Source organism: Bradyrhizobium sp. AUGA SZCCT0283, from assembly GCF_018130385.1.
Lineage (GTDB): Bacteria > Pseudomonadota > Alphaproteobacteria > Rhizobiales > Xanthobacteraceae > Bradyrhizobium.
On the sequence record NZ_JAFCLU010000027.1, the window covers coordinates 21,300 to 34,808 of the forward strand.

Below are 13,509 nucleotides of genomic sequence, written 5' to 3' on the forward strand. Positions count from 1 at the left end.
TTACTTCAGCTTGGCGGCGACTTGTTCGGCGTGCTGCTGGTGGCCTTGAAAAATCTTCAGGCCGGTCTGCAGGAGGCTCTTCAGTTCGGCATTGCTGGCCGACGGAATCAGCTGCGTCTCCAGGGCGCCGTTGACGGCCTTGTGGTAGGCGACCTCGTTGGCAACATAGGCCTTGTCGTAGTCGGCGCCCTTCAGCTTGGCGAGTTCGGCGAGCTTGTCGGCGGCCTGCTTCGACAGCGTCTTGCTGGTGTCGTTGTCCTCCGGGGTCACCTTCAGCTTCTTGACGAGGTCGAGCGCCTGCTTGTTCACGGCCTCATGGTCGCGCACCATGTCCTGCGCGAATGCCTTGACGTCCTTGTTGCCGGCTTTCTCGATCGCCTGTTTGGCGGCGGCGATGTCGATGACGCCCGCGGTGTAGGCGATATGCGCGATCTCGGGATCGGTGGGTTTTGCGCCTTGCGCCAGCGCGGGGCCGGTCAGCAGGCTTAGTGCGGCGATCGCCGCGCTCATTCGAACGAACATGGTTTGACACTCCTGTAGCGCGGAACCAATGCCGCGCGTTGTTGATGCACAGGAGTTGGATGATCGTGGAGTACAGAGGTTCCCGGAAAATTGCCGCGCATGGCGGCAGTCGGGCCTTCATGGTTCGAGACGCGCGGCTGCGCCGCGCTCCTCACCATGAGGATCTTAGACCTCATCCTGAGGAGCGCGCCCTTGCGCGCGTCTCGAAGGATAGAGCCCCGCTGCCTCAGAAACCCAGCCGCTTCAGCACGGCGTCCGTCAGCCGCTCGCAGCGCTTGCCGGCAAAGGGGAACGCTTCCATCACCACGGGACCGATTTTCTTCTCGACATTGTCTCGCAACATCGTGCGGGCACGGTGCAGCCGGCTCTTTACCGTCTCCGGCTTGAGCGAGAGAATTTCGGCGGTCTCTTCGACATTCATGCCCTCGATCACGCGGGTGATGAAGACGAGACGAAACGCCTCCGGCAGTTCGTCGATGGCATGCTCGACGACGGCTTGAATTTCACGCTGGGCCATGGATTTTTCCGGATCGGCGGCGGAGAGGGGGAACTGGATGATCTCGGCGTCGAGCGCGCCTTGCGGCAAGGAGTCCAGTTCTACGGCTGGACGGCGGCGGCGCAGCCGGCCCAGCGCCTCGTTCATGGCGATCCGCGACAGCCAGGTCGAGAGGCTGGAATCGCCGCGAAAGCTTTCCAGGTGTGTGAAGGCGCGGACGTAGGCTTCCTGCACGACGTCCTCGGCTTCGCTGTCGTTGCGCAGGATACCGCGGGCAAGGCGATAGAGCCTGCGGTTATTCGCCTGCATGATGGCTCGAACCGCCGTCTCGTCGCGCGCCAGCGCCCGCCGCACCAGTTCGGCATCGCCGGATTCGACGGGCGCTATTTGCGGTATGTGGGCCTGGCGCATGATGTCCACCAATAACAGGGTATTGGGGTTGGATGCGGCAGAGGGAAAGAGGTTCCCGAAATATTTTGGCTTCGTAGGATGGATGGAGCGAAGCGATACCCATCATTGCTGAGGCGGTGGGTTTCGCTGCGCTCTACCCACTCTACAGGTCCATCACGCCGCCGGCACCTGGTCGAGGAACCCGGTGATGCTGCGGATGCGGCCGTCGCTGAGTACGGCGAAATCGGTGCCCTTGATCGGACTGTCGCCGCCGTCGGGACCCAGCCCCCAGGAGAAGCGGACGTGGTCGCCAAAACCGTTGGGTTCGCCGATCAGCCTGAATTTGAAATCCGGAAAGCGCTGCTGCACGCCGGCGACGAGGGCGTCCACGCCGTCATGGCCGTCGCCCGACATCAGCGGGTCGACATACTTTGCGTCCGTCGTCCAGTTCGCGGCCAGAATTTCGCGCCGGCGGGCTGGGGCACGCTCATTCCACAAATCGATGTAGCGGTTCGCGACGGTCTTGTGATCGGTCATGTTGCTCTCCTTCGATAGTGCCGGATGGATCGGCTGAACGCACTATCGGAGGTTCGCGCGGGCTGAGCGATTACCTCGGAGGTCAAGGATTTCGAGGCGCAGCAGAAAGTGTTCGACGCCGATCCGAACTATCAGTTGCTCGCGATCGGTGCGCGTGCGGCGCTGACCTATTTCCGCTGGTTGCTGGCGCGGCGGTTCGAGGCGGAAGGGAACACGGCGCGGGCGGCGTAGAGGCCGCGGCCGTGCCGCCCCCAAATCTCGGGCACGTGACCATGGATGGGGCTGGGGCCTGCACCAGATTTGGCGTAGAAGCATGATCTCGACCTCGTTTGGCTCTTGATCAGAGTCAAAGCTTGGCCCTTGCCCTTCTCACTATGTGGGGCGATCAATCGGTGAACGGGCATGACAGAGAAAACAAAGCCGCCGGAGCAGCACGCGGGCGCCGACTGGGCGCAGCAGGTCTGGCTGTGGCCGCTGGAAGCCACGCGATTGGCGCTGCACGGCTACGCGCAATGGTTCGCCGATCAGAAACCTGAGCCTTCCCCCGCACCGGACCAGGAGCCGCTGGCCTGGACCACGCCAAACGCGGTGGTGCTGCAACTTCCATCGATGCGATTGCGGGAGTTTTCTCGAGGGAGCGCAGGGCAGCGGCCGGTTCTCGTCTGCGTCCCCTATGCACTGCACGGTGCGCTGATCGCGGACTTCGCACCCAGCCACAGTCTGGTGGGGGCGCTGCAAAAAGACGGCGTGAACCGCATCTATGTCCCGGACTGGCGCTCGGCGACGCCGGACATGCGCTATCTGTCGATCGACAATTATCTCGCCGAACTCAATGTCGCCATCGACGAGATCGGCGCCCCGGTCGATCTTGTCGGCCTGTGTCAGGGCGGATGGCTGTCGCTGGTCTATGCCGCCCGATTTCCCGGCAAGGTGCGGCGGCTCGTGCTTGCGGGCGCCCCTGTCGATATCGCCACGCCGTCAGAACTCTCGAAGATGGTGGCCGCACTTCCGCAGCCAGCTTTCGAGCAGATGGTGCAGCAGGGCGCCGGCGTCGTCAGCGGCGAGCACATGCTGCGGTTCTGGAACCCTCCGTTCAGCCAGCATGACGTGGAAGCCGTGCTGCAAAGGAATCTCGGCGATGGATCGGACGAGGCGCGGATGCTGCTGGATCGTTTCGCGCGCTGGGACCGCGCGACGCTGGATCTGCCGGGGACCTATTATCTCGAGGTGACCGACCGGGTCTTTCGCCGGAATCTGATTGCCGAAGGGCGTTTCGTCGCGCTCGGCCGCAGGATCGATCTCGCCGAGGTGCGCGTGCCGGTCTTCCTGCTGGCCGGTGAGAGTGACATCGTCGTCCCGCGCGATCAGGCGTTCGCCACGGCACGGCTGTTGGGCACGCCACCGGCGTGGCTGGAACGGGCCTGCGAGCCGTGCGGTCACCTCAGCCTTTTCATGGGGCGCAGCGCCTTAAGCCATTCCTGGCGCCAGATCGCCCGGTGGCTTCAGGCCGACGTTGGCGATGTCGCCGGCGCCAGGATCCGCGCGTGAGATGCAAATGAAAATGCCCCGGACTGCACCTGCAATCCGGGACAGCTAACCACTTTGCGGTGGATGGCCTTACTTCGCCGCGACCACCATGATCTCGACATTGTACTGCGGCGCGGCGAGCTTGGCCTCGACCGTGGCGCGCGCCGGCGTGTTGCCCGCCGACACCCAGCCATCCCACACCGCGTTCATCTCGGGGAACGTCTTCATGTCGGTGATGTAGATCGTGGCCGACAGCAGCTTCGACTTGTCGGTGCCTGCCTTGGCGAGATGGCCGTCGATGATCGCGAGAACGTCTTGCGTCTGCTCGGTCACGCTCTGGCCGGCGGCCTTGCCGGCGACGACGCCCGCGAGATAGACGGTGTTGCCGTGGACGACGGCCTGGCTCATGCGAGGTCCGGTTTCGAAGCGCTGGATGGTCATGTTTTTCTCCTGATAAGGGGGCGGCGGCTTCTTAGCGCGCTCACGTCTCAAGGGCTACTGCGTTATTTGCATCGAACCTCGGCATAGGCGAGCGGAAGCGACGCCGTCCTTCAAACGGCTACGTCAGGGCTTGACGAGAAGTCGTTTCACCCCGCCGCCTTCGCCGCCGCGCGTCCCGCATTCCTGCCCGAGAACAGGCAGCCGCCGAGGAAGGTGCCTTCCAGCGAACGGTAGCCGTGCATGCCGCCGCCGCCGAAGCCTGCTGCTTCGCCTGCGGCATAAAGTCCCCGGATAATCTCGCCGCCCGTGCCGAACACGCGCGAGTCGAGGTCGGTCTCGAAGCCGCCCAGCGTCTTCCGCGTCAGGATGTTGAGCTTGACCGCGATCAGGGGGCCGTGTGCGGGATCGAGAATTTTGTGCGGCCTCGCGGTGCGGATCAGTTTATCGCCGATATAGCGCCGCGCATTGTGCAGGTTCATCACCTGCGCGTCCTTGACGTAGGGGTTTGACATCTCGCGGTCGCGCGCCTCGATCTGCGCCTTGATGTGATCGTGCTTCAGCAGGTCGCTGCCTGCCAGCGCATTCATCGCACTGACGAGGTCAGCGAGATTGTCACGGACGATGAAGTCTGCGCCGTTCTTCTTGAACGCCTCCACCGGCGCGGGCGCCCCCTTGTTGGTGGCGCGCTTGATCGTCATGCGCCAGCTCTTGCCGGTGAGGTCGGGGTTTTGCTCGGAGCCGGAGAGCGCAAACTCCTTCTTGATGATGCTCTGGGTCAGGATGAACCAGGAATAATCGTATCCGGTCGACATGATGTAGTGCAGTTGGCCGAGCGTGTCGGAGCCCGGGAATAGCGGCGCGGGCAGGCGCTTTCCGGTCGCGTCGAACCACATCGAGGATGGGCCGGGCAGGATGCGGATGCCGTGGCGCGGCCAGATCGGATTCCAGTTTCGGATGCCCTCGACGTAATGCCACATCCGGTCGCGGTTGATCAGCCGGGCACCGGCCGCCTCGGTGATGCCGATCATGCGGCCGTCGACATGTTCGGGCACGCCGGAGATCATGAATTTCGGCGGCTCGCCCAGGCGCTTCGGCCAGTTCTGCCGGACCATGTCGTGATTGCCGCCGATGCCGCCGGAGGCGACGATCACGGCCTGCGCGCGCAGCGTGAAGTCGCCGATCACCTTGCGCGAGGAGCTCTTGCCGCGCTCGACGCTCTCAGGTTCGAGCACCGATCCGCTGATGCCCTGGACCGCGCCGTTCGTCATCATGAGTGTGTCGACGCGGTGGCGAAACCTGAACGTTAACCGGCCATTTTTTTGCGCTTCGCGTGCGCGGCGCTCGAACGGCTCGACAATGCCGGGGCCGGTGCCCCAGGTGACGTGAAAGCGCGGCACCGAATTGCCGTGGCCCATCGCGTCATAGCCGCCGCGCTCGGCCCAGCCGACCACCGGAAAGATACGGTGGCCCATCGCGCGCAGCCAGTCGCGCTTTTCGCCGGCCGCGAACGCGACATAGGCCTCCGCCCAGCGCTTCGGCCAATGGTCATCATCGCGGTCGAAGCCCGCGGTGCCCATCCAGTCTTGCAGTGCGAGATCGTAGGAATCCTTAATGCCGAGCCGGCGCTGTTCGGGAGAGTCCACCAGGAAGAGTCCGCCGAACGACCAAAAGGCTTGTCCGCCAAGGCTTTGCTCGCCTTCCTGGTCGACGACGATGACGCGCTTGCCGGCATCTGCGATCTCCGTCGCCGCGACCAGTCCCGCCAGTCCGCCGCCGACCACGATTACGTCTGTGACCTCAGTCATCGTTTCCTCCCCCCCGTGCCGTTTTTGATTCAAGCCCGCGTCCTCGCGCGCGGTCAACGGCTAAGCGGGGCTTGCCTGTGACAGCGTCGCCACCTCGGCAAGGGGGGCTTGTTCCAGTTTGGGACCCTTTCGCGCGGAGGGTGCAGCGGCCCGGCAACACTTAATTTGAATTTGTTTTGAGCGGCCTTCGCCGCCTAGACAAAAACGCGATCTCAAACGACGCTACGTTCCGTCTTGCATCACAAAGACGATCAGATTCGGTTTTGACATTCTTCGACTGGGGCTGGGATATGAAGCTGGTGACGGGGTTGCTTGCCGCGGTGCTGCTGCTGGCGGGGGTAGGGGCGAGCCAGGCGGTGGTGCGGATTGCCGATGATCGCGGCGGCCGGATCGGCACCTATGTCGACAAGTACCAGGGCCTGCGCACCTCGGGCGAAACCGTCATCATCGATGGCCTGTGCGCCTCGGCCTGCACCATCGTTCTCGGCGCGGTTCCCCATGACCGGATTTGCGTCACCTCGCACGCCAATCTCGGCTTCCATGCCGCCTGGGATTTCGGCGCCAACGGCCGCGCCGTCACCAATACCGAAGCCACCCACATGCTGTATTCGATGTATCCGCCAGCGGTCCGGAAGTGGATTGCGGCGCGCGGCGGCCTGACCCCGCGCATGATCTTCCTGCGCGGCAAGCAACTGCAGACGATGTACAAGCCCTGCTACCTCGACGCCCAAGCCTCCACCAACAAGCCGGCATCGCGCTGAACCAGCGGCCGTTTCGCCGAAAGTGACGTGGTGGCCGGGCCTTCCCGGCCATTTACTTTTCGTGAACCTCTCACCCAGCCTGCCCCTCCGCATGACGTGATGTCGGGCGCGGCCATTCCGCTTGCCTGCCCCGGGAACTGGCCCTATCTGAAGCGCATGGCTCAGCCGATTTCCACCCACCAAGGCATGATGGCCGCTCGGCCGCAGGGCAGGGTGGCCTCCATGATCGTTTGGAGCGCAGCCACCCTCGGCGCGCTGGCCGTGCTCGGCGCGGCGGCATTGTGGTTCCATTACGGCACCGCGGTGTTTTTCGAGATGATCGCCGCCGGCATCTCGGCCTGCTTCTGATACGGCATAGAGGAAATCGACGATGGACCGGACGATCCGCCCGCTGGTGATTATCGCTGCCTTTGCCGCGAGCCTCGTGGTCGGGCTGGTGATCATGCTGTGGGCGATGGGCGGCTTGCGCACCGTGACCGCGCCGGCCGCGATCGGCGGTCCGTTTCAACTGACGGACCAGGCCGGCCAGGCTGTCACCGAGCAGAATTTGAAGGGCAAACCGACGCTGATCTTCTTCGGCTTTACGCATTGCCCCGATGTTTGCCCGACCTCGCTGTTCGAGATTTCCGAGGTGCTGAAGGCGATGGGTCCGGACGCCGATCGCGTCAACGCCTGGTTCGTTTCCGTCGATCCCGAGCGCGACACGGCCGCCGCGATGAAGGACTATCTCTCCAGCTTCGATCCGCATTTGAAGGGGCTGACCGGCGAGCCTGCGGCGGTGGCCAAGGTGATTTCGGCCTACCGGGTCTATGCCCGGAAGGTCCCGCTCAAGGACGGCGACTACACCATGGACCATACCGCGCTGATCTATCTGATGGACCGCGACGGCAATTTCGTAGCGCCGTTCAACCTGAAACGGACGCCGGAGGAAGCCGCCAAGGATTTGAAGCGCTATCTCTGAGCCGGCAAGGCTGGCCAAATGCCGAAAACGGCCCTCGCATCGGGGTCCGGATGGTCTATAAGGCCGTGAAATTTCCGCAAGCATTGCCGAAGATGCCATATCCTAACGTCCCGTTAACCAATGCAAGACTGCATCGAACCGTCCGTGCCTGGCTGGCCGGGTTGTCGATCGTGTCCGCATTGATGGCTGTTGGCGGCGTTACGGCGCAGGCGCAAACCCAGCCCCGCCCGGCGATCGAGGCGGCCCCGCAGGCGGTGCCCGGCTTCTGGGACCCGCGGCGGCGTCCGGACCGGCCGGACATGTCGCGCCTCACCGTGATCCGGTTCCTGACCGAGACCGATTACCCGCCGTTCAACTTCACCGGCGCCGACGGCAATCCCGCCGGCTTCAACGTCGATCTGGCGCGCGCGCTCTGCGACGAGATCAAGATTTCCTGCACCATCCAGATGCGCCGGTTCGAGACGCTGGTCGATGCCATCACCAGCAACCGCGGCGACGCCATCATCGCCTCCATGGCGGTGACGCCGGCCCTGCGCGCCAGGCTCGATTTCACCGATCCCTATTACCGCGCGCCGGCGCGCTTCGTGTCGCGGCGCGAAGCGGTCATGCCGGAGATCCGCCCGGAATATCTCGAAGGCAAGAAGGTCGGCGTCATCGCCGGCACCTCGCACGAGGCCTATCTGAAGGCGATGTTCACCGACGCCGAGATCAAGTCCTATCCCAATGACGACGCGCTGCGGCTCGCCTTGCGGCGGAGCGAGGTCGATTTCATCTTCGGTGATGCGATCTCGCTGGCGTTCTGGATCAACGGGACTGATTCGGGCGAATGCTGCGCGTTCTCGGGCGGGCCCTTTGTCGAGAGCCGCTATTTCGGCGAGGGCATCGGCATCGCCGTCCGCAAGGGCAACGATTTGCTGCGGACGTCGCTGAACTGGGCACTGTTCCGGATCTGGGAAAAAGGCCGCTACACCGATCTGTGGCTGCGGTATTTTTCCATCAGTCCGTTTTAGGAGTTGCTTCGTAGGGTGGGCAAAGGCGGCTTGCGCCGTGCCCACCATTCCTTGCTCGGAACGTGATGGTGGGCACGCTTCGCTTTGCTACGATTCCCGCCCGTCATTTTGCATTTTTTCGCGGAAGCGCTAGTTTCCGCGGCCTTGGAGAGCCTTTTAGATGTCCACGATCGACCTTGCCTTTAGCCCGAGCGATTTGCGCGCGCTCGCCGAACAATCCAACGCCTGGCCGTTCGAGCAGGCCAAGGCGATTGTCGCGCGGCTGAAGAAAAGCCCGAAGGACGAGGTGCTGTTCGAGACCGGCTATGGCCCGTCCGGCCTGCCGCATATCGGCACCTTCGGCGAGGTCGCGCGCACCACGATGGTGCGCCACGCTTTTCGCGTGCTCACTGAGGACAAGATCAAGACCCGGCTGCTCGCCTTCTCCGACGACATGGACGGGTTGCGCAAGGTGCCGGACAACGTGCCTAACAAGGAGCTGCTGGAAAGTCATCTCGGCCGGCCGCTGACGCGCGTGCCGGACCCGTTCGGCACCCACGACAGCTTCGGCGCGCACAACAATGCGCGGCTGCGGGCCTTCCTCGACACCTTTGCCTTCGACTACGAGTTCGCCAGCTCAACCGATTATTACACCTCGGGCAGGTTCGACGCCGCGCTGCTGCGCATGCTGGAGCGGCTCGACGCTGTGATGAAGATCATGCTGCCGTCCTTGCGTGAAGAACGCGCCGCAAGCTACTCGCCGTTCCTCCCGATCTGCCCGCGCACCGGCATGGTGCTGTACGTGCCGATCGTTGAGCATGACGTTAAGGCGGGCACAGTCTCTTACGTCGATCCTGATTCCGTGGCTGGTGAACGCATAACGGTCCCGGTGACCGGCGGCCACTGCAAGCTGCAATGGAAGCCGGACTGGGCCATGCGCTGGTTCGCGCTCGGCGTCGACTATGAAATGGCCGGCAAGGATTTGATCGATTCGGTGAAGCTGTCCGGCAAGATCTGTTCGGCGCTCGGCGGCACGCCGCCGGAAGGCTTCAATTACGAACTTTTCCTCGACGAGAAGGGCCAGAAGATTTCGAAGTCGAAGGGCAATGGCCTCACCATCGACGAATGGCTGCGCTATGCCTCGCCGGAATCGCTGTCGCTGTTCATGTACCGCGAGCCGAAGGCGGCAAAGCGGCTCTATTTCGACGTCATCCCGCGCAATGTCGACGACTACCAGCAATTCCTCGATGGATTTGCGCGGCAGGATGCCAAGCAGCAGCTTGTCAATCCGGTCTGGCACATCCATTCCGGCAAGCCGCCGAAGGCCGACATGCCCGTCACCTTCCAGCTGCTATTGACGCTGGTGTCTTCGTCGAACGCGGAGAATGCTGAAACGCTGTGGGGTTTCATCGGCCGCTATCGTCCCGGCGTGACGCCGCAGACGCATCCGAAGCTGGACGCGATGGTCGGCTATGCCATCAACTACTACCGCGACTTCGTGGCGCCGACCAAGCAGTTCCGCGAGCCGACCGACAGCGAGCGTGCCGCGCTGCAGGATCTGCGCGATGCGCTGTCGAACATGCCGGCGGGGTCGAGCGCCGAAGACATCCAGAACGTGGTCTACGAAATCGGCCGCCGCGAGCCGTTTCTCGATCCCGTGAAGAAGGGCAAGGACGGCAGGCCGGGCGTCTCGCTCGACTGGTTCAACATGCTCTACCAGGTGCTGCTCGGCCAGGAGAAGGGCCCGCGCTTCGGCTCGTTCGTCGCAGTGTATGGCGTGACCAATGCAGTCGCGATGATCGACGGCGCGCTGGCGCGGAGCGCGTAGCTTTTTCCTTCTCCCACAAGGGGAGAAGGAAGATTCTCAACTCGACTGCAGCACGTAGCGGCGGTTGTCTTTCTGCGCCGGGCGGGCGTTCATCGGGTAGAGTTTTGCGAAGCCCGCGACATCGCTGGCCGCGACCTGGATCGGATCGGTCAGCACCAGCCATTCGACGACCTCCGAGCATGGCGGCGTCGTCAGCGAGCCCGGATACCGGTAGTAGCCGAGCTTTGCCGGCAAGAGCCCGTTCGGGTTGATGCTGCTATCCGCCTTCACCGCCGGACCTTCCTTGGCCGGCATGGTGGCTATGATCTTGCCGAAGGTGGCGTTCGGCTTTCCTTCCGAGAACATGACGCCGACCACGACGAGCCCGCCCGAATCGGCGCGATGCACGAAATGCGCCTCCATCGGAAAGCTCTTGCCGCCGATCAGATGTTCGCTCGGCCGGTGAAAGTGCACCTGCAGGAGCTTGTAGGTGGTATCGCCGAGCTTGAGCGTTGAGCCCTCGGCGAAATTGAGCTGGATGGTGTGGCCGTTGTTGACGATGGTATCGGCCGTCTTGTCCCATGAAAGTTTCAGCGCCGGGAGCTGCGACTTGATGGTGGGGCCGATATTGATCGGCGATTGCTGCGAGCCGAGCGAGCAGGCCTTGTTGGCGGCGTCGAGGTCGCCCCATTTGGCAGGTCCCCCCGCGCCCTCGTAACTCCAATGTGCGCCTTCGGCGGCAAAGCCCGCGGTCGTGCAGACCGGACAAGCCGCAAGCCCGGCGAGCGCTTTCAATAGATTTCGACGATCCATTTTGACCCCCCAATATGTGACGCGCTGGCACTATCCGATTCCGGGGAACACGTAAGCCGAAAAACCCGAGCATGGTTGCCGGACGGTAATTTGGCAACCGCAGCGGCCGGGGCTGTCGTCGATGCACCCCGCAAACCGGAATGGGAGGCCCTCCGCAATTTCAGCCGTTATCCGCGCCGGATTGCGTTACAATGACCGATAGCCGTCAAAGCCCCCGACCGAGGGGCAGGCCATACAGCGGATCAGGGAGAAAGCTCATGCAGTTCAGGGTTTCGCCGAAATCGCTCAGCGAGGACAGCGCCGAGCAATGGCAAGCGCGGGTCGACCTCGCAGCCGCGCACCGGCTCGCCTTCATCCAGGGTTTTTCCGAAGGCATCTTCAACCATCTGACCTTCGTGGTGCCGGGCAAGAGCGATCGCTACTATCAGATCCCGTTCGGCACGCATTGGTCCGAGGTCACGGCCTCCTGCTTCATGGAAGTCGGCATCGACGATGGCGAGGTCAAGCGCGGCGAGGGCGAGGTGGAGCGCTCCTGCTATTGCATCCATGCCCCGATCCACAAGGCACTGCCGCAGGCGAAGGCGGTGTTCCACACCCACATGCCGCACGCCAGCGCGCTGACGCGGCTCGAAGACCCCCGCATTAAGGAAATCGGCCAGACCGAGGTCGGGCTATCGGGCGCCATCGCCTATGACGATGAATATACAGGTCCGGCGCTCGATCCCGCCGAAGGCGCGCGGCTCGCAAGAGTCATCGGCGACAAGACCGTGCTGTTCATGGCCAATCACGGCATCTCCACCGTCGGCGCGACCGTCGCGGAAGCCTACGACATGCTGTACTACGTCGAGCGCGCCGCCCAGGTGCAGATCTATGCAATGTGGACCGGGCAGAAGCTGAAACAGCTTCCTGCTCCTGTGGTGGAGAAAACCAGGCGCGATTACAAGGACGAGCATCTCTACAAGGGACCGACCCCGGCGCAGCGGCACTTCGATGCGCTGAAGCGGATGCTGGATCGCAAAGAGCCGGATTACTCGACGTAGTGTTTCCGTCGTCCCTGCGAACGCAGGGACCCATACGCCGCGGCCCGCGGAAAGGGCAGGCGGGGAGACGTCATCCTCCACCACCAATATTTGTGGGTATGAGCCCCTGCGTTCGCAGGGGCGACAAACGGGGGGCGTTCTCTACGGGTCAGCCAACCGCCGCTCTCACCTTATCCGCGAACTGCTGCCAGATCTCCGGACGCCAGCTTCCATTGGCGGCGCCGGAGGTCGACGGCAATATCCACACCCTGGTGTCGCCGAACAGCTCGACCTGCTCGCCGTACTCTCGCTTGCCGCCAAAGAATTTCTGTCCGGCCGTCTTGCTGGTGAATGCGAGAAATTGCGGACGAAACGTCGCGATTGCATTGCGCAGCCGCGCACGATCCGCCACCGTCAATTTGGGAAGCGTGGCACGGTCCATTCCCGCGCCCGCTTTTACCAGGTCGGTCAGGCCGATCCGATATTGCAGCAGAGTGCGAAACTGATGCGGCCGCAGCAGCTCTTGAGTGAGTCCGGTCTCGTGCAAGACCTTCCAGACCTTGTTTTGCCGGTGTGCGTAGTAGGCCCGCTCGACGGCGGACGTCGTCCCGGCGGCGGTCCCGCAGAACACGATGCGAAGGGAATGTTGTGCAGCAGGTCGCTCAGCACATCCGTCACGGCAGCGGCAATCCTATTGGCTCGCCCACACGATCCTTGCGATCCAGGCGACGTCGTCGGCGTCGAGCGTGCGGTCGGCCTGGGCCGGGTTGAGCGACTGCAATTCCAGCGTCCTGGTGGTGCGGCGCTTCAATTCCTTGACCATCACTTCGCCATCCGACGTCTTGAGCACCACGCGGTCGCCGCGCCGGATCGGCGTTCCCGGCGACACCACGATGATGTCGCCGTCGCGGTAGGCGGGCTTCATCGCATCGCCGGATATCTCCAGCGCGTAGGCGTGCTCGTCAGAGGCCTGTGGCAGCGCCGCCTCGTCCCAGCCACGGCCGGCCGGAAAGCCGCTCTCGTCGAAATGGCCACCGCTGCCGGCTTGCGCGAGGGCGAGCAGCGGCACCGATTGCAGGCTGCGCGCGCCGTCGCCGATCAACTGCACAAAGGTGTCGATCGACGAATTGGTCGCGGCCAGTGCCTTGGAAACCGATTCGGTCGAAGGCCAGCGCTCGCGGCCGTCGGCGGTAATGCGCTTGGATTTGTTGAAGGTGGTGGGGTCGAGGCCGCTGCGCCTGGCAAGGCCCGAGGCCGACATGCCGGCGCGTTCGGCCAGCCGGTCGAGCGCGGTCCAGACCTGGCTGTGGGTCAGAATCCGTTGCGCCTTGGATTGTCTCGCCATCGAAAATCTCTGAATCGCCTAGGAATTATTGCCTCATTCGGCCGGTTTGCGCAAATCTCACATGGCGCTTTCCAGCGAAAGCCTGCCCCGCACTTA

The 13,509-nt window shown here is 63.5% G+C and carries 16 protein-coding genes; 8 read left to right on the forward strand and 8 right to left on the reverse strand.

Annotated features, from left to right (window positions below; all coding sequences use genetic code 11):
• The 3 genes from JQ624_RS28935 to JQ624_RS28945 all read right to left on the reverse strand — a co-directional run bounded on the left by JQ624_RS28935 (position 1) and on the right by JQ624_RS28945 (position 1,945).
• Positions 1-522: a DUF4142 domain-containing protein gene (locus tag JQ624_RS28935; protein ID WP_212422312.1), complete on the reverse strand. Its 522-nt coding sequence runs from the start codon at positions 520-522 to the stop codon at positions 1-3.
• Between the two features lie 226 nt (positions 523-748).
• On the reverse strand, positions 749-1,429 hold the full coding sequence (locus JQ624_RS28940) for an RNA polymerase sigma factor (protein ID WP_212422313.1): 681 nt from the start codon (positions 1,427-1,429) through the stop codon (positions 749-751).
• Positions 1,430-1,582: 153 nt separating this feature from the next.
• Positions 1,583-1,945 carry a nuclear transport factor 2 family protein gene (locus tag JQ624_RS28945; protein WP_212422314.1) on the reverse strand — a complete coding sequence of 121 codons (363 nt, stop codon included), beginning with the start codon at positions 1,943-1,945 and terminating at the stop codon, positions 1,583-1,585.
• 108 nt (positions 1,946-2,053) lie between these two features.
• On the opposite strand from JQ624_RS28945, the gene JQ624_RS39395 reads away from it, so the two are divergent.
• Together JQ624_RS39395 and JQ624_RS28955 are read left to right on the forward strand one after the other, a co-directional pair.
• Positions 2,054-2,176: a hypothetical protein gene (locus tag JQ624_RS39395; protein WP_283816974.1), complete on the forward strand. Its 123-nt coding sequence runs from the start codon at positions 2,054-2,056 to the stop codon at positions 2,174-2,176.
• A gap of 171 nt (positions 2,177-2,347) precedes the next feature.
• Complete coding sequence (locus JQ624_RS28955; protein ID WP_212422315.1) at positions 2,348-3,493, forward strand: alpha/beta fold hydrolase; 1,146 nt, start codon at positions 2,348-2,350, stop codon at positions 3,491-3,493.
• A 69-nt stretch (positions 3,494-3,562) separates the two neighbouring features.
• Here the strand turns inward: JQ624_RS28955 and JQ624_RS28960 are convergent, their stop codons facing one another.
• Positions 3,563-3,913, reverse strand: a complete 351-nt coding sequence (locus tag JQ624_RS28960; protein ID WP_212422316.1) for a RidA family protein — start codon at positions 3,911-3,913, stop codon at positions 3,563-3,565.
• A 146-nt stretch (positions 3,914-4,059) separates the two neighbouring features.
• On the reverse strand, positions 4,060-5,718 hold the full coding sequence (locus tag JQ624_RS28965; protein ID WP_212422317.1) for an FAD-binding dehydrogenase: 1,659 nt from the start codon (positions 5,716-5,718) through the stop codon (positions 4,060-4,062).
• Positions 5,719-6,008: 290 nt separating this feature from the next.
• Here JQ624_RS28965 and JQ624_RS28970 point away from each other — a divergent pair, with 290 nt between their 5' ends.
• The 5 genes from JQ624_RS28970 to JQ624_RS28990 all read left to right on the forward strand — a co-directional run bounded on the left by JQ624_RS28970 (position 6,009) and on the right by JQ624_RS28990 (position 10,257).
• Positions 6,009-6,479: a hypothetical protein gene (locus tag JQ624_RS28970; protein ID WP_212422318.1), complete on the forward strand. Its 471-nt coding sequence runs from the start codon at positions 6,009-6,011 to the stop codon at positions 6,477-6,479.
• A gap of 99 nt (positions 6,480-6,578) precedes the next feature.
• Positions 6,579-6,827 (forward strand): hypothetical protein, encoded by a 249-nt coding sequence (locus JQ624_RS28975; protein ID WP_312014513.1) that lies wholly within the window; start codon positions 6,579-6,581, stop codon positions 6,825-6,827.
• A gap of 22 nt (positions 6,828-6,849) precedes the next feature.
• Complete coding sequence (locus tag JQ624_RS28980; protein WP_212422319.1) at positions 6,850-7,440, forward strand: SCO family protein; 591 nt, start codon at positions 6,850-6,852, stop codon at positions 7,438-7,440.
• Between the two features lie 182 nt (positions 7,441-7,622).
• Positions 7,623-8,450 carry a transporter substrate-binding domain-containing protein gene (locus JQ624_RS28985; RefSeq protein ID WP_249130156.1) on the forward strand — a complete coding sequence of 276 codons (828 nt, stop codon included), beginning with the start codon at positions 7,623-7,625 and terminating at the stop codon, positions 8,448-8,450.
• A gap of 160 nt (positions 8,451-8,610) precedes the next feature.
• A complete protein-coding gene (locus tag JQ624_RS28990) occupies positions 8,611-10,257 on the forward strand; it encodes a lysine--tRNA ligase (RefSeq protein WP_212422320.1) in 1,647 nt (548 codons plus the stop codon).
• Positions 10,258-10,293: 36 nt separating this feature from the next.
• Here JQ624_RS28990 and JQ624_RS28995 read toward each other — a convergent pair whose 3' ends face one another.
• Positions 10,294-11,049: a carbonic anhydrase gene (locus tag JQ624_RS28995; RefSeq protein WP_212422321.1), complete on the reverse strand. Its 756-nt coding sequence runs from the start codon at positions 11,047-11,049 to the stop codon at positions 10,294-10,296.
• Between the two features lie 257 nt (positions 11,050-11,306).
• On the opposite strand from JQ624_RS28995, the gene JQ624_RS29000 reads away from it, so the two are divergent.
• On the forward strand, positions 11,307-12,089 hold the full coding sequence (locus tag JQ624_RS29000; RefSeq protein WP_212422322.1) for a class II aldolase/adducin family protein: 783 nt from the start codon (positions 11,307-11,309) through the stop codon (positions 12,087-12,089).
• A gap of 148 nt (positions 12,090-12,237) precedes the next feature.
• Here JQ624_RS29000 and JQ624_RS29005 read toward each other — a convergent pair whose 3' ends face one another.
• Positions 12,238-12,699, reverse strand: a complete 462-nt coding sequence (locus JQ624_RS29005) for a mismatch-specific DNA-glycosylase (RefSeq protein ID WP_212422323.1) — start codon at positions 12,697-12,699, stop codon at positions 12,238-12,240.
• Positions 12,700-12,759: 60 nt separating this feature from the next.
• Positions 12,760-13,413 carry a helix-turn-helix transcriptional regulator gene (locus tag JQ624_RS29010; RefSeq protein WP_212422324.1) on the reverse strand — a complete coding sequence of 218 codons (654 nt, stop codon included), beginning with the start codon at positions 13,411-13,413 and terminating at the stop codon, positions 12,760-12,762.
• Between the last annotated feature and the right edge of the window lie 96 nt (positions 13,414-13,509).